Annotated in this window: 14 protein-coding genes, 2 tRNA genes, 4 rRNA genes and 2 pseudogenes; 8 read left to right on the top strand and 14 right to left on the bottom strand. The window is 50.2% G+C overall.

The features are described from left to right. Both JAB4_RS04910 and JAB4_RS04905 read left to right on the top strand, forming a co-directional pair. Positions 1-1,695: a hypothetical protein gene (locus tag JAB4_RS04910; RefSeq protein WP_070308605.1), complete on the top strand. Its 1,695-nt coding sequence runs from the start codon at positions 1-3 to the stop codon at positions 1,693-1,695. Continuing rightward, positions 1,692-3,146, top strand: coding sequence for an integrase (locus tag JAB4_RS04905; protein WP_139143945.1), 1,455 nt, complete (start codon positions 1,692-1,694; stop codon positions 3,144-3,146). Before JAB4_RS04910 ends, JAB4_RS04905 begins: the two co-directional genes overlap by 4 nt. Before the next feature lie 34 nt (positions 3,147-3,180). Here the strand turns inward: JAB4_RS04905 and JAB4_RS04900 are convergent. Next, a protein-coding gene (locus tag JAB4_RS04900; RefSeq protein ID WP_227742074.1) for an IS3 family transposase occupies positions 3,181-4,439 on the bottom strand; the annotation gives its coding sequence in 2 pieces (ribosomal slippage) (positions 3,181-4,100 and positions 4,100-4,439; 1,260 coding nt in all). 507 nt (positions 4,440-4,946) lie between these two features. On the opposite strand from JAB4_RS04900, the gene JAB4_RS04895 reads away from it, so the two are divergent. Beyond that, positions 4,947-5,369, top strand: a complete 423-nt coding sequence (locus JAB4_RS04895) for a TetR family transcriptional regulator (protein ID WP_083287488.1) — start codon at positions 4,947-4,949, stop codon at positions 5,367-5,369. Positions 5,370-5,779: 410 nt separating this feature from the next. Here the strand turns inward: JAB4_RS04895 and JAB4_RS04890 are convergent, their stop codons facing one another. From JAB4_RS04890 to JAB4_RS04880, 3 genes are all read right to left on the bottom strand, one after another. Further along, on the bottom strand, positions 5,780-7,585 hold the full coding sequence (locus tag JAB4_RS04890) for a retron Ec67 family RNA-directed DNA polymerase/endonuclease (protein WP_139144726.1): 1,806 nt from the start codon (positions 7,583-7,585) through the stop codon (positions 5,780-5,782). Positions 7,586-8,053: 468 nt separating this feature from the next. After that, positions 8,054-9,487 (bottom strand): UvrD-helicase domain-containing protein, encoded by a 1,434-nt coding sequence (locus JAB4_RS04885; protein ID WP_070224492.1) that lies wholly within the window; start codon positions 9,485-9,487, stop codon positions 8,054-8,056. Further along, on the bottom strand, positions 9,480-11,183 hold the full coding sequence (locus JAB4_RS04880) for an AAA family ATPase (RefSeq protein WP_070224491.1): 1,704 nt from the start codon (positions 11,181-11,183) through the stop codon (positions 9,480-9,482). Before JAB4_RS04880 ends, JAB4_RS04885 begins: the two co-directional genes overlap by 8 nt. Positions 11,184-11,394: 211 nt before the next feature. Between JAB4_RS04880 and JAB4_RS04875 the strand changes: the two are divergent. Further along, positions 11,395-11,823: pseudogene (locus JAB4_RS04875) on the top strand (magnesium chelatase domain-containing protein); the annotation flags it as partial. 372 nt (positions 11,824-12,195) lie between these two features. On the opposite strand, the gene JAB4_RS04870 reads toward JAB4_RS04875, so the two are convergent. After that, positions 12,196-12,804, bottom strand: a complete 609-nt coding sequence (locus JAB4_RS04870) for a recombinase family protein (RefSeq protein WP_070224489.1) — start codon at positions 12,802-12,804, stop codon at positions 12,196-12,198. Between the two features lie 314 nt (positions 12,805-13,118). On the opposite strand from JAB4_RS04870, the gene JAB4_RS04865 reads away from it, so the two are divergent. Continuing rightward, on the top strand, positions 13,119-13,454 hold the full coding sequence (locus JAB4_RS04865) for a hypothetical protein (protein ID WP_139143938.1): 336 nt from the start codon (positions 13,119-13,121) through the stop codon (positions 13,452-13,454). 18 nt (positions 13,455-13,472) lie between these two features. Here the strand turns inward: JAB4_RS04865 and JAB4_RS04860 are convergent, their stop codons facing one another. Together JAB4_RS04860 and JAB4_RS04855 are read right to left on the bottom strand one after the other, a co-directional pair. Then, positions 13,473-13,799, bottom strand: a complete 327-nt coding sequence (locus tag JAB4_RS04860; RefSeq protein ID WP_070224488.1) for a hypothetical protein — start codon at positions 13,797-13,799, stop codon at positions 13,473-13,475. 1,156 nt (positions 13,800-14,955) lie between these two features. Next, the gene (locus JAB4_RS04855) at positions 14,956-16,806 is read right to left on the bottom strand and encodes a recombinase family protein (protein ID WP_071650286.1); all 1,851 of its coding nucleotides are present in this window, start codon (positions 16,804-16,806) and stop codon (positions 14,956-14,958) included. Between the two features lie 16 nt (positions 16,807-16,822). Here JAB4_RS04855 and JAB4_RS04850 point away from each other — a divergent pair. The 3 genes and pseudogenes from JAB4_RS04850 to JAB4_RS04840 all read left to right on the top strand — a co-directional run. After that, a pseudogene (locus JAB4_RS04850) lies at positions 16,823-17,689 on the top strand (YifB family Mg chelatase-like AAA ATPase); the annotation flags it as partial. Next, entirely contained in the window at positions 17,679-18,299 is a 621-nt protein-coding gene (locus tag JAB4_RS04845) for a hypothetical protein (protein WP_175444848.1), read from the top strand. The pseudogene JAB4_RS04850 and the gene JAB4_RS04845, both read left to right, overlap by 11 nt. A gap of 180 nt (positions 18,300-18,479) precedes the next feature. Then, entirely contained in the window at positions 18,480-18,824 is a 345-nt protein-coding gene (locus tag JAB4_RS04840) for a DUF1840 domain-containing protein (RefSeq protein ID WP_070224486.1), read from the top strand. A gap of 60 nt (positions 18,825-18,884) precedes the next feature. Here the strand turns inward: JAB4_RS04840 and rrf (JAB4_RS04835) are convergent. The 7 genes from rrf (JAB4_RS04835) to JAB4_RS04805 form a co-directional block, all read right to left on the bottom strand. Continuing rightward, positions 18,885-18,997, bottom strand: a 5S ribosomal RNA gene (gene rrf, locus JAB4_RS04835). 349 nt (positions 18,998-19,346) lie between these two features. After that, a 5S ribosomal RNA gene (rrf, locus tag JAB4_RS04830) occupies positions 19,347-19,459 on the bottom strand. A 140-nt stretch (positions 19,460-19,599) separates the two neighbouring features. After that, a 23S ribosomal RNA gene (locus tag JAB4_RS04825) occupies positions 19,600-22,489 on the bottom strand. A gap of 259 nt (positions 22,490-22,748) precedes the next feature. Further along, a tRNA-Ala gene (locus JAB4_RS04820) sits at positions 22,749-22,824 on the bottom strand. 25 nt (positions 22,825-22,849) lie between these two features. After that, positions 22,850-22,926 (bottom strand) — tRNA-Ile (locus tag JAB4_RS04815). A gap of 82 nt (positions 22,927-23,008) precedes the next feature. Beyond that, positions 23,009-24,539 (bottom strand): 16S ribosomal RNA (locus JAB4_RS04810). Together the 16S, 23S and 5S rRNA genes with 2 tRNA genes alongside form the textbook arrangement of a ribosomal RNA operon. Positions 24,540-24,919: 380 nt before the next feature. Next, positions 24,920-25,696 (bottom strand): enoyl-CoA hydratase, encoded by a 777-nt coding sequence (locus JAB4_RS04805; protein ID WP_070223775.1) that lies wholly within the window; start codon positions 25,694-25,696, stop codon positions 24,920-24,922. Position 25,697 lies beyond the last annotated feature (1 nt).

Raw genomic sequence — 25,697 nt, 5'->3', positions numbered from 1 at the left:
ATGCCCAAGCGCAAGGTCTTTGTTCAGACAGATCTTTCAATTCCAATGATTGAGCGCGCGCTCCAGGAGCCAAGCGCGGTCATTGGTACACCAGAAATTCCTCCATCAAACACTGTGATTAAGTTCCAAAAAGGCACTCCTATGGGGCCTTTTGACTTCAGCCCATGGTATGGATGCGGAATTGACCAGATCACTTATGCGTATCAGCGTCAGATTGAGCGGTTCATGGCCAAACAGGATGCCGAATTGACCCAAACGACTGTTGCCGCATATTGCCATCAAGGCGCCAAATACCTATTGGGCTACTTGCTGCTACGCAGTACGGCGCTGAGACGAGAACTGACACTGAGGGAGATCAACCGAGATACAATCGATGGGTACTTAGGTTCATTTGACGGCGAAGACCTTGAGCTCACAACAAAGGCTTGCCGTTACAATGGAGCCAAGGCCGTCCTCAAGGCACTATGCGACAGAGGTCTGATTGAAGAGGTACGCGGAGGTGACAATGCCACCTTCCCCCCCAACCCTTTTCCCGGAAAGCATCGGAAAAACAGAGGGGCCAAACCTCTGACTACAGCGGAGCGCAAAGCATTCTCGGCAGCACTACGTGATGCAGTGGCCCCCCTGTTTCGATCAGACGTAAAAGTGACAGCCGATCTCTTAGTCTTCGCGTTGCTTGTCATAGCATTACACACAGGAAGAAACACCACGCCTCTACTAGAAATGGGACTGGACTGTCTGGTCCCCCATCCCAAGGCAAATACTTCATTTCTCGTTCTGTTCAAGCGCCGTGGCTACCTTCCGAGCAAGGTTGCAATCAGAGACGAAGAACCTTCTCCTAATCTCGACTCTGTTCCCACATTGCGACCTACTGTCGCACACTTGGTTCGAATTCTGATCGAACATGCAAAAACACTTCAAGACCTTGCGCCTAAGGAATTCAAAGGCCGGGTCTTCCTCTTCCGAATGCAAACCACCGGACATGGCAAAGGCAAGGTTGGTGATGTTTCGGCAGTAGGTGTAAAAATTTTGGGTAACGCCACTCGCAAGCTCGTCAACCGTTATGAATTGAAGAACACTGACGGAAAGCCACTGCAAATCAACGTCAGTCGGCTAAGGAAGACCTTCGTGAATCGCATTTACGAGATTCTTGATGGCGATGTGGCGGGCACTGCCGCTGCAGCAGGAGACACTGTCCGCGTAACAGACGTAAGCTATCTTCGCCCTAGCGAAAACGCTACTAAAAATTGGCGATTTCTTGGAATCGCCCTCACTCATGAGCTGCTCACTGCCACTCTAGGTGCAACTGAAAGAACACCTGTTGGCCAATGCTCTGATATACACACAGGTGAGTATGCACCGAAAAAGAATGCTGAGGTCTGCATGAGCTTCTTGAACTGCATTCGCTGTCGTAACTATGTTGTCACTGCCGACGATCTCTACCGTGTTTTCAGTTTCTACTGGCGGATCCTTGCTGAGCGCACCAAGATGAATGCCCAACGTTGGCGGCGGCAACTTTCTCACATTGTACGACTCATAGACCGCGACATTGCGGACGCAGGCATCGCTCGTGGGGCCTTTACGCGTGAAATCGTTGACCGCGAACGTGGACGTGCACGCCTAAATCCTCACCCATTCTGGCGCAATGAATCGCTGCTAGCCGAACTTGATGCCTTTACGGAGGTTTCGCCATGACGAATGCCAGTCAAGCTACAGAGGCGCCAAATGAGTTTCAATCTCAACCAGATGATGTTTTAACAACATCACCTGATGAGCGGGAAAAACTCATTATATCTATGCGTCGGATCGACGGATTCCCTAAGATAATTAGCATCTATGAAGATGACGTATGGTGGCTAACTGGAAGCCCTGCCAGCACGAGCAAGTCAGTCTGCAAGATTGACTTCTCAGCCGTACCCTCACCGCTGCGGGACGCCACTAAGGCGATAATTTATCGCTATTTAAGACGAGGCGTGCGCAATGCCCGCCGCCCCCAAGCAGCCACGGCCTCGGCCACTTTCACAGACATCAGCTACTTTCTGAATTTTGTTCACAGCTTAGGAATTTCGAAGTTACGCGACATATCTCCGATGACCTGTTCCGCATATGTACAGTTCGCGCGTACTAAACTTTGCTCCCTCGGTGGAAGGACTCGGGCTATCGATCCTTCGAACCGCACAGTTGCCACGACAACGCTATACAAACGCTTCGCTGCAGTGGAGAAGGTCTTTGAATTAAGCCATTACACTCAGGATGCTATGAGTCAGCACCCTTGGATTGATTCAAGTGCCGACGTCTTGGCCGGCGGTGGTAACAACTCGGGAGCAGGTTTAACCCCATTGATCCCGGATGACGTGTTCACTAAAATCTTCCAGCATGCGTTCGAGATTGTACAAGATGGCCCACGTCTTCTCGATCTACGAGACAATTTAGAGAGATTCGATTTAAAAACAGAAGTTACTTCCAGTTATGTTACAACCCTCAAAACCAAGTATCTGCGAGAAGCAGGGTTCCTTGGCTATCGAGAGTTCAAGAAACAACTCAGGCTAATCCGGACGGCATGTTACATCGTTGCGGCTAGCCTTAGCGGATGTCGATTCCACGAATTGGCAAATGCGAAGAAAGGCTGCTATTACAGCACCGAGGCCGATGGTGAGCGCTACTGGTGGCTTCGTACTAAGTCATCGAAAACCTATGAGGGAAAAACAGAGTGGATGGTGCCTTATGCTGTGGTCCAGGCAATATCATTACTTGAGAGGTGGTCTGAGCCATATCAAGACCAGCTAAATCAAGAGATTCAGCGTCACAAAGACGAAGATCCAACCGACATTCGAAGAGCCGAGGCCATGGATCATGTCGGATCGATATTTGTCGGTCTCGATATGCGCAACGGAAATCTTGTTCGTACCATAATAGTAGCTTCTATGAACCAAGACCTGAAGGAATTTACTGAATCCTGTGGCTTAGCTTGGCCACTTGCAACTCATCAGTTTCGGCGGAAGTTCGCGAACTATGTAGCTAGGAGTCAATTCGGAGATCTGCGCTATCTACGTGAACATTTCAAACACTGGTCACTTGATATGACCCTGAGATATGCCCTCAATGAATCGCAAGAAATGACGCTGTACTTGGAGATCCAGGACTGATCTTGCCCCCATATAACCAGACACAGCCAATCGTTTAGTTAGCGCCGCTTTCCTGAGCCCGGCGCGCCAGCTCCCTCCTGAACATGCGAGGCGATTTCCATTTCAGCGACGAATGCGGATGGACCTCGTTGAAGTGCATAAAGGCGTCTGGCAGTTGAGCCAGAACGATTTCTGCGCTGCTGCGGTCCATCAAGTTCACGTAGTCCCGTTTAAACGTGTTCACGAAGCTCTCGGCCATGCCGTTCGACTGCGGGCTGCATACCGGTGTATGCACCGGTTCAATCCCAAGTGCGCGCACCAGCGCGTGCGTTTCATGGGCTCGATAGGCGCCGCCGTTGTCGCTCAAGAATTCCAGCCTGGTCGAGCCGACGCTGGCCTGGCCGAATCTTGTCTCGACCGCTTCCACCAGCATGTCGCGCACGGGCTCGCCAGGCAGGCCACGTTCGGCCCACGCACGCCAGGCAATGATTTCTCGGTCACAGCAATCCTTCATGAACACACCGGTCACCACTTCGCCGTTGTCGCAGGCGATCTCGAAGCCGTCCGAGCACCAGCGCTGATTGGGTTCGTCCACCGCCACCGCGCCATTGTGCACGCGGCTGCTCACTGGGCGTTTCGGCGCCTTGGGTAGCAGCAGACTGTTCGCCTTCATCACGCGATAAAACCGCTTGTGATTGATTGCTGGCAAGCCCATCAAGGCGCGCGTGCGGTTGACCAGAGCGCCAGCCCGGCGGTAGCCATAGGTCGGCAGCGCTGTAATCTCGGCGCGCACGGCGTCGACCAGGATGGCGTCGGTAGGTTGGTGGAACGTCTGAGTGGTACGCCCGTCGATCCAGTCCGCGGGACGAACCAGCAGCTGGGCTACGTGTGAGCGCGCTACGCCAAGGGCAGAGCAGACCGGCTTCACTGGTCGTCCTTGCCCGACAAGGGCGAGCGCGCAATCCACTTTTTTTCGCGAGCGAACTCGACGGCCTCCTTCAGGATTTCCGCCTCCATCGTCTTCTTGCCGAGCATGCGCTGCAACTGGGCTATCTGCGCGCGTGCAGCGGCCAGTTCGCTCGCCGGTACCACCGATTCGCCAGCAGTGACCGCCGTTAGCGCGCCTTCCCGTTCGAGCTTACGCCAGTTGAACAACTGGCTTGCACCGACGCCGTGCTTGCGAGCGACCAGCGACACGTTCATGCCTGGCTCGTAAGTCTCGCGCACCAGCGCCGCTTTTTCCTCGGCAGACCAGCGCCTGCGGCGCTCCTGGCTCACCGTCACAACCTCGATTGTTTGCTTGTTCCTAGTCATATGCACAGTCCTATTCCTATCCGTAAGAATAACGCATAGGCTGTGTCTGGTGAATCAAGGGGCTATTTCAGGACGAACTCGACGACATCAAGTTTGCGACCGTTTCATCTTGGCTTGACGAACGACAGCCACTTGCCGGCGGATACGGACAGAGCCTAGTGGATTGGCGTAACCGCAGTGAACCTATTACGATATTCAAATCTAGATCTGCGATGATTCGCTCCATTGCGCAAAGCACACCGATCCGAAGTAACGGCCATGCTTGGTGTACCGCCGCAGACAACCTCTGTATCGGCAACGATCTTGAGCGTACAAGATGCGGGGATGGCTGTGACAATGCTGTCATTGGCTTAGCGCATCGACACATATATCAAGGCTTACACGACCAACTACGCGAGCTACAAGACCTAGATGAGATCGGACCTGGGGGCAAGGCCAGAGTGTCGCATGACTTGAACCGATGTATTAAAGTTCTGAGACACCTCGGCCATGATACGGAAGTTGATCATGGCGTCACGTAAGACGGCTGGGGTGCGCGAAAAGGAGTTGCGCCTGGCAGTCCACCGCATTGAACGAGGTCGCTCCCACTCCAACGCGAAGAGCCTAACTGTCTCGTCCGTTGCGCGAGAGGTAGGAGTATCTGCAGCCCTGATCCACAATCACTATCCCTCAATAGCTGAGCTAATTCGCGTTAAGCAAGGTGCTTCTAGTCGCCAGAAACGGGATGGTAAACAGTCCGAATTGCTAGTGCAAAAGGGTAAAAACTCCGAGCTACGGTGTGAACTAGATGAAATCCGCTCCCAGCTTGCAAAACTGGCGAGCATCAACGAAATGTTACTTATGGAGAACTCATCTCTCCGGGCAAGTCATGAAAACAGCAACGTCGTGAGAACTGCAAATTTTGGCAAACGTGATCATTCAGATCAGTGAGGCAGACACTTTCAGGTCACCTTTTCTGGACAATCAGGTCGCGTGCGCCTACTCGTGCAGAGCAAAGGTTGGCAACCAATGACGTCTCGGCAACAGTTCTTTAGGGAGAACGTAAACGCCAATTCTGCCCTCTTCTGGTACAGCAACGTGCCCAATGTCATTATTTGCACCTATCGCGCCGTAGTTCTGGCCGCTCACTAACAACTTAAATTTATTCCAGTGAAACAAGGGAAATGTGGGCGGATGTTACGCATTTTTCAGAAACCTTCTGCTCCCCCCAAAGCGAAAGTTACCAAGTCAAATGCGCGGTTAAGAACTCTACGGAGACGAAAAGCTGAGAATTTGGATCCATGAATCGGGGCAATGCTCAGGTAAAAGTTTGGGAACCGACACCTTGAGATAGCATTGCACTAAGGCATTCCATAATGAAATTTGAGCGCAGCTTCAATGTTTTTTAAAATAATGCTAAATTTTGAAAAATTAATATCGTCTTTATTTTTTTTTATAACATATTCAGCAAATAGATGTTTTCCATATTGCGTTGCTGGATCGAATTTATCAGTTCCACTAAAGACTTTTCCATTTAATTTCGTGCCAAGTATTTTTTTAGTAAAAAAATGCTCAATGGTTGTTTCTTTTCCACCGATTTTAGGGATGGGCACTACATATAAATTGTCTTTAATTGGGTAAAATTTTAGACTACCGTCGACATTAACGGTGCTTTCGGTTACCTTTTTAATTACGGAAAATATTTTACTCGACCCTGAATCATTATCAATTAGAATTATGACAGGGTTACGTGAATCAATTTTTTTAAATCGCGAAAATTCATTTGCATAGTTAGCGATAAAATTTCCCAGATCGCCTGTTCCACCCGCGAGATGTAAAACCCTATCTGAAGTTTTTGAATAACTAAAAAAATCTATCAAACATTCTGAAATTTTTCCGGTAGTTTTAGCAAGCATTGGATGCGCGGCCGCGAGCGAGTGCAGTGCACATCGTACATATACGTTATCGGTTTTCCCTTCACATATTATTAAAGGCCGAACGGGCCTATAAAATTGTGTAAATAGGAGAAATGCACGGTAAACACGTAAATTGCCGTCCATTTCTTTAAGTTCAATCCTAGGAATATGAGTTTCCGGAGGAATCTGTTCATTTCGTCGTCGTTCAAATAGGCGAACCGAATCAATAAAACTTAACATTCCCCTTAGCTGAGCGTCTGTACCGTCCTTAGTTTCGGTTGTCCATGCCCCAGTATCGTTACGAAAAGTCTTATTTATGGAAAAAGTGTCTTTCGTGATTAATGACGACACTTTGGCGCGAACATCACGAGAGTATTCTGACCGTATATTAACTTTAGTGTTTACAACGATTCCAGTCACGTCCTGACGACGGGTCTTGTATTGCATGCGGGTTTTCAAAGGATTAACCTGAAATCCGCATCGCACAATTTCGCGTACGACTTTTGGCGCTATCGCCCATTCAGTCGTCGTCCCAATCCTAGTTGCTATAAGCCCTGGAAATTCGCTCTCGTTTGTGGAAAACGTCAAATCATCTGCATATCGTGAATAGTGACATTTTGCCTTTGCTGCAAGTTGAACCATTGCAATGTCCAAAATGTGAGCAATTAGGTTTGAGATTACGGGGGAACTTGGGCTGCCTTGGGGTAATGTACCTTTATGACACGCAATCTGCGCTATCGTTCTGGCCATAGCCGTATTTAATCCAAACTCTCTATTTTTTTCAAAAAATTTCCAAACACGCCCGAAATTAATCGTATCAAAAAAATCTTTTAGATCGAGGTTGAATACATAACGATGTTTTCGATGCATTGCTGCATTCGTCATAATTGAATGTTTTGGTCGAAATCCGTGAGAAAGCGTATTTACAACGCCTCTATTCGCATCCGATTCAACCATACAATCATTTAAAAGGCTCGCAAGATGTTGTTGCAACCGCTTTAATTCTGGAATAGGCGCGCTGATTACCCGTGAACCACCTGAGCGTTTCTTAATAGTGAATTCTGAGTACTTGGCTGTATCCGGGACGCCATGCAATATGTAAGCAAGGCCTTTGGCTGTATAACCTAGTATATGCCCCAAGTCATGCAGTGAGGTTGCACTTTTTAGACTTGCAAGTCGGCTCATATTTTCAAAAAGATATATTGTTTGGAAGGGTACTACGGATACTCCTTGGCAGAGCGAGCGATACACGGATATTGCTACGATGACGAGGGCAATCTCCCCTTACATTACTTCCCATTGCCGCGAAGCGCGACAAAAAATCTATCCGTAGACCCATTTCAGAGGATACAGTGAAAACGTGCGCTTGGTCAATACATGCACTTCGTTATACGGAAGTATTGGAGAACTGCTCGCTGCACAATTTTCTCAATGTAGGGGAATTGTCACTCTAAGCACTTAATATTGGCACAAGCGAAATAACGTAGCTTGTGCCCACCGTTGCATGGGCTCGTAAAATAGCGAAGCTAATACCTTTCGCATGTCGATTGCATCAAGGGCAAGCGCCACGACAGCAAGCGCCAGGAAAATTCATCCGATTGAAGTAAGTATGCTCCATATAATCTTGAACTGCGGCGTCTGGCAGCCGGTTGTCGTCGTTGGCAAGTTCCGCACGGCCTTGTTGCCATTCGAGCAAGTAGTAGATATTGTTAGGCGCTCTTAGGCAGGAAGTGGATTGCCTGTATAAATGATAGTCAAAGATTTTGCACCACGGGTCATGGCAACATATAAGTCTTTTGCATCAAGACTATCGGCGTCCAAAATAATTACATGGTCATACTCTAAACCTTTCACTAACAACGTTGTACCAATGAGCTTCGTGTGACGGATTGGCCTGCCGGAGTGCCTCATATCACGCTGATAGAGATTTGCTGATTCAATAAGTGTGTCGCCTTCACCATCGATGTGCATTTTCAAAACATGCAGGAAACGGTAGAACAAGTCCCTTCTATAAGGTGAAGTTTCTGGATTCTTCATCAACTCTAGGAAGAAGGCTATCAGATTCTTCGTTTTTGGGTCACCCAGATAAAGATTAGCAGCCTTCAACATAACTGGATACTTCGTCGTTTTTATCTGATTGGCTACTTCGCCCTTTTTTGTGCCTGCTGTAAGAGCATTATTTACTCCTGTGAAACACTTCTTAGCAAAATCCAACGCATGAAGAAAGGCCACCTTGGAATTCTTGGAACTCTCAAGCTTTTTTATGATGGAATGAAGTGCCCTGCCTTCAACCTCTTCAATAGACGAGAACTTCCCGCTCAACATTCGAGCTAGTGCATGCGTCTTTTCTTTGAACCGTTGGTCGCCCCCATGAAGAGCGATAACTGAGCCATCGCTAGCAAACAACTTCATGAGTGAGGTGTGCTGTTTTTGAGGTAGGAAGTCGGGGTCAGCGTAGATACGCTTTACGCTAAATGGCACATCGTTGACCAAGTCAAGCTTCAGACCATTTTCCAGCCTCTCACGGGACTTTTTTAACCAGGCGCCAAGCAAATGCGCTCCAGCATTTTCCCATCGCCATGGTGTCTCCAGCTTTCCAAGACACTCAAAGTAAGGATAAATACTAACATCCCAGTCGACCGGCTTCTGGCCATTGTCAAAGTCAAAAATAGCCTGCATGGGATCACCGAGGACACGACAAGGCAGGATGTCGGCTAACCTACACACAAGTGTATGTTGAAGGTCGGAGCAGTCTTGATATTCGTCCACGTAGACGCCAGCATAGCTGCACAAAATAATGTGCCGTATAAACGCATTTGTGAGCAGGCCGGTGCAGGATTCATAGAGCTTGTCCCACTGCTTGCTTGATGGTGCGTCAATGTTCCAACCTGAACCCTTGGGATAAGCCAAGCAAAGTTTCAACGACCAACTCGCGATTGTGTCTATTTGATATAGGGCAGCTGGCACTTTAAGAGCGGCCATTTTGGCCTTGATTGAATTCACACCAGCGAACGTGTGCGTCAAGACCAGTTGCCGCTTACTGGCAGCCTTAACAGCCATGGCAATCAGATGGGTCTTGCCGTAACCAGCTGGGGCAATCACATATCCTTTGACCATGCAATTACCTAACGTGATTGCCAGGTCGTCAGACATTAGTCATCCATTTCCACAGCAATTCAAGCTTCAAAGCCGTGTCCTTTTTTGAAAAATCAGGATCTGCAAACGCTGGAGTTATTGTGGAGAACCACTTGTCGCCTCGGGTAATATCTTTGAACCACTCCCCCTTCTTCGCAGCTAAGCCAATGGCCGCTCGCAGTTTTACAGTGTCTTTCCAAAGCCCCATGTCCTTGTCCAAGTCCTCTTGAAACTTTGAATGAATCTGGTTGTGGACTACATAACCCAATTCTTGAGCAAGCTTTACACTGGCAAGCACGCTGGCCCATGGCAAATCTTGGAAGATCCGTTGCTCCAACGACAGCTTATCGTCCCATACGTACACGGGCACACCAAGTTTTTCCAGTTCAGCCTTATCAGCAGGGGAGAACTGATCGTCTGCATCGGCGTCGGCAAACACGCATGCTTGATAGCAGAGCGAGTGAAAAGCTTTAGCCATTGCCTTAACTTTGCTACCGCCCGCTGCATTGAGCAGGGCCACACCATGATAGGAAATGGGATCATCACCTTTCGCTAAATGGTAGTCATCAAAACCCCTTAGAAATCCAATCTCGGTGGCGCCTTCACAGACCACTACCTTCTTAGCCAGAAATGCTTCCGCGCTTGAACGAATTTTTCCTTGGACTTCGTGCTCTTTCAGGCTGTCGCTTGAGGCAGGAATAATTTTGACGACCCCAGCCTTGCTGTGGACAACATAGAGTTCACTGATGGTAAGCTCACGCAGCACAACAGGAGAATGCGTCGTCAAGAAATATTGCCCGCGCTTGTCTTCCCGCACATGCTTGATGAGGCGAGAAATTCTGTGCGGCTCCAAGCCAAACTCAACCTCATCAAACAAGGTGATGTGGCCATCGTCCAAACCTACTTGTTGAATCCCGCACAAGAGCATGCGCCGCGAACCCAAACCTAATTGACGCAGCGGTATGTCGCCGTCATGTAGGGCCAAGCCCCCTACCTTCAGGTTGATAGAATTTAAATCTAGGTGGGCTTGGTACGAGGTGTTGACCGGCACGCCAAGGAGCTTGGCTATCTTTTGCGACTTCTCGGCAGCAGCGTCAAAATTCTTAAGAGTCACGAGGCGATCGACGTCCAACGACGTGCGGGCGGTCCTGGAAGCTGTAGCTAGGAGATCGTTTAGGCTTTGGGCTTCGGTCAGTTTCGCCAGAGCCGTACCTGTTGCCCACGATAGCTGCCTCTCACTGTAAGCGCCGATCAGCCCCACGCTGACCTTGTTGCGATCTGTTTGTTTAAACGGCACGCCTTCAGGGCAGCGATCAGTGAATATGACCCACTTGGGTTCTAAGTCCTTGCCAACAGTCAGGCGAACCGTCAGTACCGCCTCTAGGTGATCCGCCTCTTCGTCAACGAGTGTCTGGGTTGCCTTATCCCAGCCGCGTTGATGATTGCCATATTTCTGCAACGAGCAGAAATCGGCGATCAAGTCACCAAAGGATACTTCAATGGCGATGGTATCCTCAGGCTTGCACTGGTGGAAATCTGCGTCAGTGAAAGTGGGATTCCATTGAGGGTAGAAGGCGTAGCGAATGGCCTCCAAGATCGTTGACTTGGAAGAGTCTCCCTTACCAATCAAGCAAAAAATATCGGTCGGTGGCAAACTCCATTCAAGCTCCTTAATGCCGCGAAAGTTCTTAATAGTTATTCTTCTAATTTTCACGCAGCGGAATCCTCAATTTTTGAAATTATCTGGCCGAACTTGGCCGGTGAGCGTAGAGGGTAACATCTTGCGTATCTGAAAAATACGCGAAATCTCACAAGCCTGAGTAGCTCCTATCTGGCGCGAATTGACAACCGAAAACGTTAACTACGAAACTACGTTGATTTATAAAGCTTTTCTTCGTATTAATAGTTAACAACACGCCGAAATGTTCGACCTGCCTATTGCCTTGGGTATCCTGGCCGCCTCGGGCCAGTTGCCGGGCGACCAATTACATCACTACGAATTCGCGGGCGAACTGTCGCTCTCTGGCCAGTTGAGGCCCATCCGCGGCGCCCTGGCCATGACCTTTGCCATGCAGCGCAGCCCGGCGGGTGCGCCACGCGCCTTCATCCTGCCGCAGGCGAATGCGGACGAGGCGGCGCTCGTCAGCGATGCCTGCATCTATCCCGCCCACAGCCTGCTCGAAGTCTGCGCGCATTTTGCCGCGCACGGCAGCCAGACCTCCCTGCAACGCCATCAGCCCATGCTGGCAGCGCACGTCTTTCCGTATCCCGACTTTGCCGATGTGCAAGGGCAGCAGCAGGCGCGGCGGGCGCTGGAAGTGGCGGCCGCAGGCGGCCATAACGTCCTATTGCTGTGGACGAATACACCAAAAATATATATTTCCCACAATAGTTACTTTTGATATAACATGATCGGCGTGAAAATCGCATGGGAACCGCACTACATCGGCCCGTTAAGCTCAAATTGAGTAGCAATAGGGGAGAGGTTTCTCTTTAGCTGTACCAAAGTACACAAACGCATAATGGCAGGTGCGCAGTGTGCCAAGGGGCCAATGACCCGCATTGGTTTTCAGTTATGAAAGGTTAGCTATGAACAGAGTCAAGACGGTATTTGTTCGTGCATATCTACGCTTAAGGTTTGGGAACTGGGAAACTGTCATTTCCCATTTCCGTTCTAGTCCTGCGGTGTAAGTAGTTGGGCAACCTCTCCCCTATTGCTGTTCAAGTTAAGCTACTTTCTTCAAGATCAATTTCACTTGCGATTCGCTTACGTTCAACGTGCTTGCGATCTTGGCTATCGTGTAACCAATGGCGCGTAGCTCTACAATCTTTGCATTGGCTACTGTGTCGGGTTTGCGGCCCTTGTAGACGCCCTTGGCCTTTGCCACTACGATGCCTTCGGCTTGACGCTGGCGGCGCGTTTCCCAGTCTTGGCGGCACTGATAGAGGGCGATTTTCAACAGCATTTCTTGCATAGCGTTCATTACGATATCTGCTACACCTTCGCCAGCTTTCGGCAGGTCGATCAAGCCGGGGACACTCACCTTAGCGCCTTTGGCCTTGATCGTTGCCATCAATGCTTCTGCCTTGTCCATTGGCAAGCGGCTGATCCTGTCGAGGTGTTCAGCAATGATAGTCTCACCCGGTTGCAGATCCGCAATCATGCGTTGCAGTTCGGGGCGGCTCTCTGTCGTGCCACTGGCCTTCTCACTGTACACGGCGGCGACGTAGAATCCAGCCGCTACCGCTTCATCAATCAATTTCTGCTGACGTGTAAGGTCTTGGCTTTCGCTGCTGACTCTCTGATAGATTCGGGCGATGCGTTGGGCGGTCATGGTATCTCTCTTTGCTTGCTTGTTAAGTCAAATAGAGTATACCCTATATGACCTATCAATACCAAGGAATTTGTGGGGTAGGAAGTCAAAATAACTGGTCTATATTGACTGTTGTATGCAGTAGTACCCTATTTGACTGTTAGCTATCGCTGGCGCTTGAATAGGCTGGAAAACAACGAGTCGCATACGTGGCAAAAAACAATAATTCCTCGTAGACAAGTATGTATGCAGCACGTATACTGAAAATTGTCAAATTTGAATTGTATTTTTGAATATCCATCTCACTAACTGCATTTTTAGCAAGGAAAAAGTACATGCGCAAGCGCGTCGCTCTATTAATCGTTTTTGCTCTTGTTGGTTGTGCTGTCAAGCCTACTATTTGGGACAAGCCTGATGGAACTCAGGCAGAGTTTGATAGGGATCAACGTGAATGCAAATACGATGTGTTGAAAAACACACAAATTTCAGACCCAGCAATGCGAACTCTTGTTGGTCAAGAGATCGATAGGTCATTGAGACAAGCTAATCTAATGACTTCCTGTATGGAAGCTCGTGGATACGTGGCGCGTAGCGCGAATGACAATGTCATTAGACGCACCATACCCCAAGACCAAGAGAGCGTCCTGAGAAGGCGAATGAGCGACGATTGATAGATAGTCACAAATCGACTATTGTCTTTTTTGAACCCTATCTTGCAGTAGGGCCATATCAGCTTCCGTTGCCGCACCTATATGCAACATGTATCCGAATGCACGTCCTAACGAACTGCTGCTATCCAGCCGAGCCATGAACATAATTTGCATTTGGGTACTGTGATATGTCCAGCTATCGGCGACAAGAGGTTTGATGCCGTATTCATTGAGCCTGTTGCATAGGGTCTGCGTGTCGTAACCTTTGCGGATACCCAGCAGGAAATAATGAAGAATGTTTTGGACAACCTTGAATTTCTTTGGTTGTTTGCTACGTGCTATTTTTTCTTGATATGCGTCGTTCATGATATGTTGTCCTTCGTGGTGGATAATTCATTGGTCTTCTCTCCTTTGTTTGGTGTTTCAATTAATGCTGTTTGTACTGCTGGCTGCTTGCCATGTTGCATATTCGCTGAACCCGTATAGATCAAGCAAACCTATTATCATTATTTCATCAAACAATCTGCCTGTGCCTGTCTTGATTCTATGATTAAGATACGAAGATATTTCTCCAGGTGAAAGCATTCTGTCCACTCCACCAATAACATATCCCTCTATCAATCTGTCTCTCGCACTCTCTACCCTGCTGGTGTTCATAGTCATTGCACCTTACGTATTTTTTTTGCTTATTAGGAATTTTGGACGTAACTCTGGCGTGACCCCTTGGCATAGACTGATGAATCTATGTTTTTGATAAGAGGTTTTCTTATTGTCACGCGCTTGGCGTCATTACTTTTTTCACGGTGAGTTAGATTTCTGGCGGCGCTACAACACCCTTTGAAGGTGTCTATTGCAGGCATTCGGGAATGCGGCGTCTGAGTAGTCGATGTGATTGGTGTAATGAAACATGGGTATTGTTACTTGATTGCGCCCATGCCTGACCTGCCGCCCCGAACCGCGCATGTGGGGCCAACTGCGAATACTCGAGCGCTTGTTGTTCTCTCTCCGGGCAGTTGGCATCGTCCAGGACTTCGACCTTCGCCCGCTTGAGCTACTGCCGCCTATCTGTCGATGCTGAAATTATTTTGTAATACATGAAAAGTGCGTTATAATAAGATACCGTACCAATTATGGCGCTGCTGCTTTTCTTTTCTAACTGCATTGTATCATCAAAGCCGGAAAATACAATAGATTTTTTGATAACTTATTGAAAATATTTGTAACGAAGTGTAACAAGATTAAACAATAGTTGCCATTAAATTAACGCAATCTACTGAGTGATATGTATTGATGTTATTTAATTAACTCAATGTAATCAACTAACTATCCCGTCCTTTGCTCGCATTTGCGGGCCTACAATCGACGCGCCGCTGCCACCGTCACTACCCCATTAACTTTCGCCGAAAACGCCTTGCAGGCCACTTAAACGACCTATTTAAGCTCATTTTTGCTCAAACAGAGGTGCACTTTTAAGTGTATAGTGTTTCAGGGCAGTGGGGGGGTATTGAAAATATGAAAATATCTATGATCTATCATTATCTATCCGATGCTCCAACTCATCCACGGAAGCTACAAGTTTATTGATTGCCTGTACTTGACTGCTGTTTATTATGTCTCTGATACGTTGAAATTCTTCACTATCAACGGCTATGCCAACATCAATACGTTTGAGCATTTCCCCTATCCTCTCATCAAGTGCGGCACCGTCACAGCGCTCTCTATTAATTACTAATTCCGTAGTAATTTCTGTGATGAGCATATCAATTGAAGATTGAATTGAGCCGTCAAAGTCTTGTGCTTTCACCTTGTCTAGCTGATCGGCTGTGAATGCCAGAGAATCAATCTTGCCGCTTGGATGGTGGATAATACCTAATACCTTCTTATCTCCCTTAGATAGAATGTAATCAGTCGTACTACTATTGCGTTCAATGGCAACATTAATCTTTAGACGCTTTAATAAGGCGTTCGCACGATAGCGGCCCTCATAGCTGGTTAGAATACCGCCTTCGTCTAACTTAGCAAAGAAATCGTCTTTATTGGTTATAGCCTCCGAGGCCAAGTCTATCAACAAGGCTTCTTTCTCTTGGCTGAGTGTACTAATAACTTGTTCGCATTCATATACCAAGTCATCAAGCGTTGCCGAATAGCGAGCCTTTAACGCGGCCTTGTATTCTGCTTGTTTCCCGCTCTCTATTGATAACCGGCCTTCAATCGCTGTTATCTGCTTGCTTATGGTGGCGCTGCTGTCCTGTATCAACGATAGGCTGTCTACCTTGGCGAGTATCTGCTTGAATACGAGTTCTGATCGGTCTAACCGTATCGCCTTAGCCGTGCATAGCCCCTTGCGTGCGTTCGCACAGTGTAGATAGGTATTTCCCTTTGGCGGCTTACCTTTGTTGACAAGATGAAGGGCTGAGAGGCACTGTAAGCAACGTGATACCCCTTGCCAAACATTGAACCGTTCTGTTTGCTTTGTGGCGCCAGCAATGTTGCGTGATGCCGTGGCTTGCTGTGCTTGGTAGAACATGTCTTCAGTTATGATGGCAGGATAATAACCCTTTATCGGATCACCTACTGGTTTGCGGTCTTTGCCGTGTCCAGTGAAAGGCTGATATTCACCAAGTACGGCACGATTTGATAGTATCTTTTGAATTGACGATGTTCCCCAACTCTTATCATTGAATGAAGGTATTAATTCAGAATTTAGCGCCTTGATAATAAGAGTCTTACCGTAACCTTTAATAGTAAGGTCAAAAATCCTACGTACTATATCAACATGTGCTTGGTTTATTATGTATGCTGGCATTGGCATTGATATGTACTTAAGCCATAATGGTGCATTGTCACCAATCGGAGTTAGATTTTCCCTTGCTTTTTCTTTCTTATTCTTCCAAGCCTTCCCAACCCTATCAGACTTAATTGCACTCGCTTCATTTGCACCGGACATTGTAGCCAATGCAATTATTAACGTTGTCCAATTGTCGTTAAGGTTTTCTTTGCTATATGCAATCCGATCTCGCAGAGTAACGATACAAATGTCTCTCCGGATGATCTCTTGAAAAATATGAAGTGCATCCATGACAGGTAGCCTGGAGAGGCGGTCTAAGTGTTCCACCAAAAGGAAGGAGCCTTTTTCGACTATACCTTCATCCACGGCGATAATGAACTGACCTAACGCACCCTCTACAAAGTTCTTTCCCTTGAATGCTGACACACCAAGATCACGAATGCTTAGTGTCGTGTCGAGCGTTAGTTTGTGCTCTGCTGCATAAGCTTGGGCGTCCATAGTCTGTCGGCGCAGCGAATCACCACTTGATTGTGCAGCGCTACTGAATCGGATGTAACTGTATGCTTTGGGTTGTGATGTGTTCATAGGTGTATTCTAACTGAGCATCCTGATGGTCGGGCCGCCGGGCGCGGGCAAGACCATGCTGGCCAGCCGTTTTCCCGGCGTGCTGCCGCCCATGAGCGACGAAGAGGCGCTGGAATCGGCCGCCGTGCATTCGCTGGGCGGCCACTTCAAGGTGGAACACTGGAAACGCCGCCCCTACCGCGCCCCGCACCAGACGGCGTCCGGCGTGGCCCTGGTGGGCGGCGGCAACGTGCCGCGCCCCGGAGAAATCTCGCTCGCGCACTGCGGCGTGCTGTTTCTCGATGAAATCGCCGAATTCCAGCGCCGGGTGCTCGATGTGCTGCGCCAGCCCATGGAATCGGGCGTGATCAACATTTCACGTGCGGCCCGTCAGGCCGAGTTTCCCGCCCGCTTCCAGCTGATCGCCGCCATGAATCCCTGCCCGTGCGGCTATCTGGGCCACGCTTCGGGACGTTGCCGCTGCACGCCGGACGCCGTGCTCCGTTATCACAGCCGCCTGTCCGGCCCGCTGCTCGACCGTATCGACCTGCAGATTGAAGTAGCCGCCATGGCGCCGACGGCGCTGGGCCGGCACGCCGGTGCCGGAGAAAGCACGCGAGCCATCGCCACGCGGGTAGCGGCAGCCTTTGCCCTGCAGCTGGCACGCCAGGGAAAGGCGAATCAGCGCCTGAGCAGCACGGAAATCGAACAGCATTGTCGCCTGGAAACGCATGGCGAACAGCTGCTGCACGGCGCCATGGCGCGATTGCACTGGTCGGCGCGTACCTATCACCGCGTACTGCGCGTGGCGCGCAGCATCGCGGACCTGGAGGCTAGCCCCGGCATCACGCAGCCGCACGTCGCCGAAGCGATCCAGTACCGGCGCGTGCTGCGTGAAATATAAGGCGGCCCGTAAGCGCCGCACGTACACGATTGCGCGCGACTGGCGGCGCTGCTACCATCTGCTGATGAAAAAACCATCACTTGCCCTCTTTCTGGCTACGCTCGCGGCCGCCGGCATCTTGTCGGCCTGCAGTCCGAAGTTCGACTGGCGCGACTACCGCAGCCCCGACGCCCAGTTCACGGCCTTGTTTCCAGGCAAACCGGCTGTGCTGACGCGCGAGATCGATCTTGATGGCAGGAAAATCAGCCTGACCATGACGGCAAGCGAGGTCGATGGCAATACCTTCGCCATCGGCAGCGCCTTGCTCGACAGCGCAGAACAGGCGCAAGCGGCCCTGCCCGCCATGCAGACTGCCTTGTTAAAAAATATCAACGGCACCGTGCGCAGCGAAAAATCGGCATCGACGGCCAGCAGCACGGCGGCCGGAACACACCAGCGCAGTTCGCTCAGCATCGAGGCCAAAGGCACGCAGCAAGGCAAGCCGGTCTTGCTGGTCGGCCGTTTTGTGGCGCAGGATAAACGGATTTTCCAGATCATCATCCTCGGTGAAGAAAGCAAGCTGTCGCGTGACACCATCGACACTTTCATGGACTCGGTGAAACTGGATTGAGACTTAACGATCGCTTAAACGGGTATTTTCACCGCAAGCAAGCTCTTGTAAATGCGTGCGTTGTCCAACAGATGGCCCTATCCGGCTTGCAAATGTGCAATCCGGGCAATCGGACGGCCTGTGCGACATTTCAAGTCGTGATATTGTTTCGACACTAACAACAAGTTTCAGAAAGCGCTTATGTTGATCTCATTCAAATCCAAATCCTCCCCTGAAGTGCTGATGTACCAGGAACATGCCCAGCGCATCCTCGACATCCTGCACAAGAACCCCACACGCGGCGTCATCACGCCAGCCGAAGCGGGCGATGCCCTGGCCCTGCTGGAAAAAGAAGTCGCGGAAAGCAAACTACATCCGGAAAATGACGTCGAACACGATGCGCATACGCCGGAAACGCTGGAAGATGGTGAAACGGGCGCCCATGCGCGCGCGCAAAAAGTGCATTTCTCGCAGCGCGCCTATCCCTTGATGGAGATGCTGCGCTCGGCCAAGGCGGAAAATGAAAGCATCACCTGGGGCATCTGATTCGATGAATGCTGCAGACGAAAAAAAACCCCGCTGATGCGGGGTTTTTTCATATAACAAGCCTGACGATAACCTACTTTCACACTGGTTGCAGCACTATCATCGGCGCAAAGTTGTTTCACGGTCCTGTTCGGGATGGGAAGGGGTGGGACCAACTTGCTATGGTCATCAGGCATAACTTTTTCAACAGCCTGCTCCCAACGGGGCAGCAAACCATCTGATCTGAGGAGGCGAATTATACCGTAGGTCAGCTTGGCGCGCAAGCGCATAAGTCTCCCCTCGGACGCCAACAGTGTTGTCGGATTACGCGCTGCGCGCTAATCCGACCTACCCGGCTTGGTTGATGTTGGCCGATGTGGGCCGATGTCGGTCGGCGTAGGCCGGCGTAGGTCGGCTTAGCGCAGCGTAAGCCGACAGCACCCGCGGCGCCCCGCAAAACCGCCAGACGAAAAAAAACCCGACCATTGCTGATCGGGTTTTTCTCAAGAAACCACAGCCAAAGGCTGTTGCTTCAAATAACAAGCCTGACGATAACCTACTTTCACACTGGTTGCAGCACTATCATCGGCGCAAAGTTGTTTCACGGTCCTGTTCGGGATGGGAAGGGGTGGGACCAACTTGCTATGGTCATCAGGCATAACTTGTACCGGCATTTGTCTCCTGTAGGACGACAAGGCCATGAATCTGGAAGAAGCAAAGATTGGGGGTAATGAATTGGTGTATCAACACACACGCAACGTTGTACCGTCTTATCCTCTGTACCTGCTAAGGTTATAGGGACAAGCCGTACGGGCAATTAGTACTGGTTAGCTTAATGCATTACTGCACTTCCACACCCAGCCTATCAACGTCCTGGTCTCGAACGACCCTTCAAAGAGCTCAAGGCTCTGGGAAATCTCATCTCAAGGCAAGTTTCCCGCTTAGATGCTTTCAGCGGTTATCTCTTCCGAACTTAGCTACCCGGCAATGCCACTGGCGTGACAACCGGTACACCAGAGGTTCGTCCACTCCGGTCCTCTCGTACTAGGAGCAGCCCCCTTCAAATTTCCAACGCCCACGGCAGATAGGGACCAAACTGTCTCACGACGTTTTAAACCCAGCTCACGTACCACTTTAAATGGCGAACAGCCATACCCTTGGGACCGGCTACAGCCCCAGGATGTGATGAGCCGACATCGAGGTGCCAAACTCCCCCGTCGATATGAACTCTTGGGAGGAATCAGCCTGTTATCCCCAGAGTACCTTTTATCCGTTGAGCGATGGCCCTTCCATACAGAACCACCGGATCACTATGTCCTACTTTCGTACCTGCTCGACTTGTCAGTCTCGCAGTTAAGCACGCTTATGCCATTGCACTATCAACACGATGTCCGACCGTATCTAGCGTACCTTCGAACTCCTCCGTTACACTTTAGGAGGAGACCGCCCCAGTCAAACTGCCTACCATGCACTGTCCCCGATCCGGATAACGGACCAAGGTTAGAACCTCAAACAAACCAGGGTGGTATTTCAAGGTTGGCTCCACGAGAACTAGCGTCCCCGCTTCAAAGCCTCCCACCTATCCTACACAGATTGGTTCAAAGTCCAATGCAAAGCTACAGTAAAGGTTCATGGGGTCTTTCCGTCTAGCCGCGGGTAGATTGCATCATCACAAACATTTCAACTTCGCTGAGTCTCGGGAGGAGACAGTGTGGCCATCGTTACGCCATTCGTGCAGGTCGGAACTTACCCGACAAGGAATTTCGCTACCTTAGGACCGTTATAGTTACGGCCGCCGTTTACTGGGACTTCAATCAAGAGCTTGCACCCCATCATTTAATCTTCCAGCACCGGGCAGGCGTCACACCCTATACGTCCACTTTCGTGTTTGCAGAGTGCTGTGTTTTTATTAAACAGTCGCAGCCACCAGTTTATTGCAACCCTTTCACCCTCATGGAGTAAACCAATCAAGCTACCGGGGCGTACCTTTTCCCGAAGTTACGGTACCAATTTGCCGAGTTCCTTCTCCCGAGTTCTCTCAAGCGCCTTAGAATACTCATCTCGCCCACCTGTGTCGGTTTGCGGTACGGTCTCGTATGACTGAAGCTTAGAGGCTTTTCTTGGAACCACTTCCGATTGCTTCGTGAATAAATTCACTCGTCCCATCCCCTTGAATCCTGCGCCCGGATTTGCCTAAGCGCCTTCTATGAGACAGAAACTGACTATTCCAACAGTCAGACAACCTTCCGCGATCCGTCCCCCCATCGCATCATACGACGGTGCAGGAATATTAACCTGCTTCCCATCAGCTACGCATCTCTGCCTCGCCTTAGGGGCCGACTCACCCTGCTCCGATGAACGTTGAACAGGAAACCTTGGGCTTACGGCGTGGAGGCTTTTCACCCCCATTATCGCTACTCATGTCAGCATTCGCACTTCTGATACCTCCAGCATCCTTTACAAGACACCTTCGCAGGCTTACAGAACGCTCTCCTACCATATATATCTGTGATAAATCACAGAACAATATCCGCAGCTTCGGTGACTGGCTTAGCCCCGTTACATCTTCCGCGCAGGACGACTCGATCAGTGAGCTATTACGCTTTCTTTAAATGATGGCTGCTTCTAAGCCAACATCCTGACTGTTTTAGCCTTCCCACTTCGTTTTCCACTTAGCCAATCTTTGGGACCTTAGCTGGCGGTCTGGGTTGTTTCCCTCTTGACGCCGGACGTTAGCACCCGACGTCTGTCTCCCAAGCTCGCACTCATCGGTATTCGGAGTTTGCAATGGTTTGGTAAGTCGCAATGACCCCCTAGCCATAACAGTGCTCTACCCCCGATGGTGATACTTGAGGCACTACCTAAATAGTTTTCGGAGAGAACCAGCTATTTCCAAGTTTGTTTAGCCTTTCACCCCTACCCACAGCTCATCCCCTAATTTTTCAACATTAGTGGGTTCGGACCTCCAGGGCGTGTTACCGCACCTTCATCCTGGCCATGAGTAGATCACTTGGTTTCGGGTCTACACCCAGCGACTGATCGCCCTATTCGGACTCGATTTCTCTACGGCTTCCCTATTCGGTTAACCTTGCCACTGAATGTAAGTCGCTGACCCATTATACAAAAGGTACGCAGTCACGGAACAAGTCCGCTCCTACTGTTTGTATGCACACGGTTTCAGGATCTATTTCACTCCCCTTCCGGGGTTCTTTTCGCCTTTCCCTCACGGTACTGGTTCACTATCGGTCGATTACGAGTATTTAGCCTTGGAGGATGGTCCCCCCATATTCAGACAGGATGTCACGTGTCCCGCCCTACTTGTCGTACGCTTAGTACCACCGGTCCGATTTCACATACGGGGCTATCACCCGCTATGGCTCCTATTTCCAGAGGATTCTGTTATCGGTCCGACTATCACGTACAGGCTCTTCCCATTTCGCTCGCCGCTACTTTGGGAATCTCGGTTGATTTCTTTTCCTGCAGCTACTTAGATGTTTCAGTTCGCCGCGTTCGCCTTGCATACCTATGTATTCAGTATGCAATACCCTAAAAGGGTGGGTTGCCCCATTCGGAAATCTGCGGATCAAAGTGTGTTTGCTCACTCCCCGCAGCTTATCGCAAGCTACTACGTCCTTCATCGCCTGTAATCGCCAAGGCATCCACCATGTGCACTTATTCGCTTGTCCCTATAACGTTAGCCTCTGATCACCGAGGTGATCAAAGAGCGCTACAGGGATAAGAAAGTACAACGTTGTTGCTTGTTTGTTGATACATACAATCATTACCCATCAAGTCGCCTCATGCATTGCTGCACGCATAGACTTGATCAATAAATAATCTTTACTTCTTCCAGATTGTTAAAGAACGAAACAGCTTTGATCGCTAAAAGATCAAACCTAAACCCAAGTCTTGATGACTGGCTTACGTTTGCACTTTCAAAGTACTTGGTGGAGGATGACGGGATCGAACCGACGACCCCCTGCTTGCAAAGCAGGTGCTCTCCCAGCTGAGCTAATCCCCCTAGGGTATTTCCAGACTACAGAAACTGGTAGGGCTGGTTGGGCTCGAACCAACGACCCCCGCGTTATCAACACGGTGCTCTAACCAGCTGAGCTACAGCCCCAAATGCTGTTCTTCTTTATTAACAGCCGATAAGTGTGAACATTTGATGCGTGAACCATTTAACTGGTTCGTGCAAACTCTAGAAAGGAGGTGATCCAGCCGCACCTTCCGATACGGCTACCTTGTTACGACTTCACCCCAGTCACGAATCCTACCGTGGTAAGCGCCCTCCTTGCGGTTAAGCTACCTACTTCTGGTAAAACCCGCTCCCATGGTGTGACGGGCGGTGTGTACAAGACCCGGGAACGTATTCACCGCGACATGCTGATCCGCGATTACTAGCGATTCCAACTTCATGCAGTCGAGTTGCAGACTACAATCCGGACTACGATACACTTTCTGCGATTAGCTCCCCCTCGCGGGTTGGCGGCGCTCTGTATGTACCATTGTATGACGTGTGAAGCCCTACCCATAAGGGCCATGAGGACTTGACGTCATCCCCACCTTCCTCCGGTTTGTCACCGGCAGTCTCATTAGAGTGCCCTTTCGTAGCAACTAATGACAAGGGTTGCGCTCGTTGCGGGACTTAACCCAACATCTCACGACACGAGCTGACGACAGCCATGCAGCACCTGTGTACTGGTTCTCTTTCGAGCACTCCCCGATCTCTCGGGGATTCCAGCCATGTCAAGGGTAGGTAAGGTTTTTCGCGTTGCATCGAATTAATCCACATCATCCACCGCTTGTGCGGGTCCCCGTCAATTCCTTTGAGTTTTAATCTTGCGACCGTACTCCCCAGGCGGTCTACTTCACGCGTTAGCTGCGTTACCAAGTCAATTAAGACCCGACAACTAGTAGACATCGTTTAGGGCGTGGACTACCAGGGTATCTAATCCTGTTTGCTCCCCACGCTTTCGTGCATGAGCGTCAATCTTGACCCAGGGGGCTGCCTTCGCCATCGGTGTTCCTCCACATATCTACGCATTTCACTGCTACACGTGGAATTCTACCCCCCTCTGCCAGATTCTAGCCTTGCAGTCTCCAATGCAATTCCCAGGTTGAGCCCGGGGATTTCACATCAGACTTACAAAACCGCCTGCGCACGCTTTACGCCCAGTAATTCCGATTAACGCTTGCACCCTACGTATTACCGCGGCTGCTGGCACGTAGTTAGCCGGTGCTTATTCTTCAGGTACCGTCATTAGCAAGAGATATTAGCTCTCACCGTTTCTTCCCTGACAAAAGAGCTTTACAACCCGAAGGCCTTCTTCACTCACGCGGCATTGCTGGATCAGGCTTTCGCCCATTGTCCAAAATTCCCCACTGCTGCCTCCCGTAGGAGTCTGGACCGTGTCTCAGTTCCAGTGTGGCTGGTCGTCCTCTCAGACCAGCTACTGATCGATGCCTTGGTAGGCTTTTACCCTACCAACTAGCTAATCAGATATCGGCCGCTCCACGAGCATGAGGTCTTGCGATCCCCCACTTTCATCCGTAGATCGTATGCGGTATTAGCGTAACTTTCGCTACGTTATCCCCCACTCCAGGGTACGTTCCGATATATTACTCACCCGTTCGCCACTCGCCACCAGAGCAAGCTCCGTGCTGCCGTTCGACTTGCATGTGTAAGGCATGCCGCCAGCGTTCAATCTGAGCCAGGATCAAACTCTTCAGTTTAATCTCTGTTACTTTGCCATTTTATTGGCACCGTCATTGCTGACGGGTCGCTCACTCAAAAAACTGACAGGCTACTTCCGAAGAAGTATCCTATTTCATTATTTCTTGTGAACATTTGATATTTTAAGTTTTACAGCGATCCGAAGATCACTGCTGCACTGACATCAAATGCCCACACTTATCGACTGTTAATTTTTAAAGAACTGTATTCGATTACTGCTTTCGCGCTATTGACAAAGCGTTGTGTTTGTCAGCTGCGAAGAAGGAAGAGTATGAAGCGTTTCGGCTAATTCGTCAACCTTCTTTTTTACTACCCAGCCCCGGAAGGCCGCCCCTTTTGTGCCGCAAACTAGTGCGTCTCATCGGGGAGGCGAATCATATCAAAGACCGTCGAAGTTTGGCAAGCGCTTTTCCAGGAAAGCGTGCATGCCTTCTTTTTGTGCAGGCGTACCGAAGGCGGCCTGGAACAAGCGGCGCTCGTAGGCGACGCCATCGGTCAAGGTCGTTTCAAAGGCGCGGTTGACGCAATCCTTGATCATCATGGCCACCGAGGTCGGCATGGCGGCGATGGTCTTGGCAGCAGCCAGGGTTTCTTCCAGCAATTTATCGGTCGGCACCACGCGCGACACCAGGCCGATGCGTTCCGCCTCGGCGGCATCGATGGTGCGTGCCGTCAGCAGCAGATCCATGGCCTTGGCCTTGCCGATGGCGCGCGGCAGGCGCTGCGTACCGCCCGCGCCCGGCGTGACGCCAACCTTGATTTCCGGCTGGCCGAATTTGGCGCTGTCGGCGGCAATCAGGAAATCGCACATCATGGCCAGTTCGCAGCCGCCACCGAGCGCATAGCCGGCCACCGCGCCCACCACCGGTTTGCGCACGCGCAAGATATGCTCCCAGTTGCGGCTGATGTAACCCTGGGTAAAGGTGTCGGGATACGTGTAATCAGCCATGGCGGCGATGTCAGCGCCGGCGGCAAAGGCTTTTTCGCTACCCGTGAGCACGATGCAGCCGATATTCTCGTCCGCGTCGAATTTCAGCAAGGCGTGGCCCAGCTCATTCATCATGTTGTCGTTCAAGGCATTCAAGGCCTTGGGACGGTTCAGGCGGATGACCGCCACTTTGTCCTGGATGTCGATGATCAGGTCTTCGTATTGCATA

This window comes from Janthinobacterium sp. HH102, assembly GCF_001758625.2.
Lineage (GTDB): Bacteria > Pseudomonadota > Gammaproteobacteria > Burkholderiales > Burkholderiaceae_D > Janthinobacterium.
Note: the sequence above shows the minus strand (reverse complement) of the source record. Positions and strands in the feature narration are given on the sequence as shown.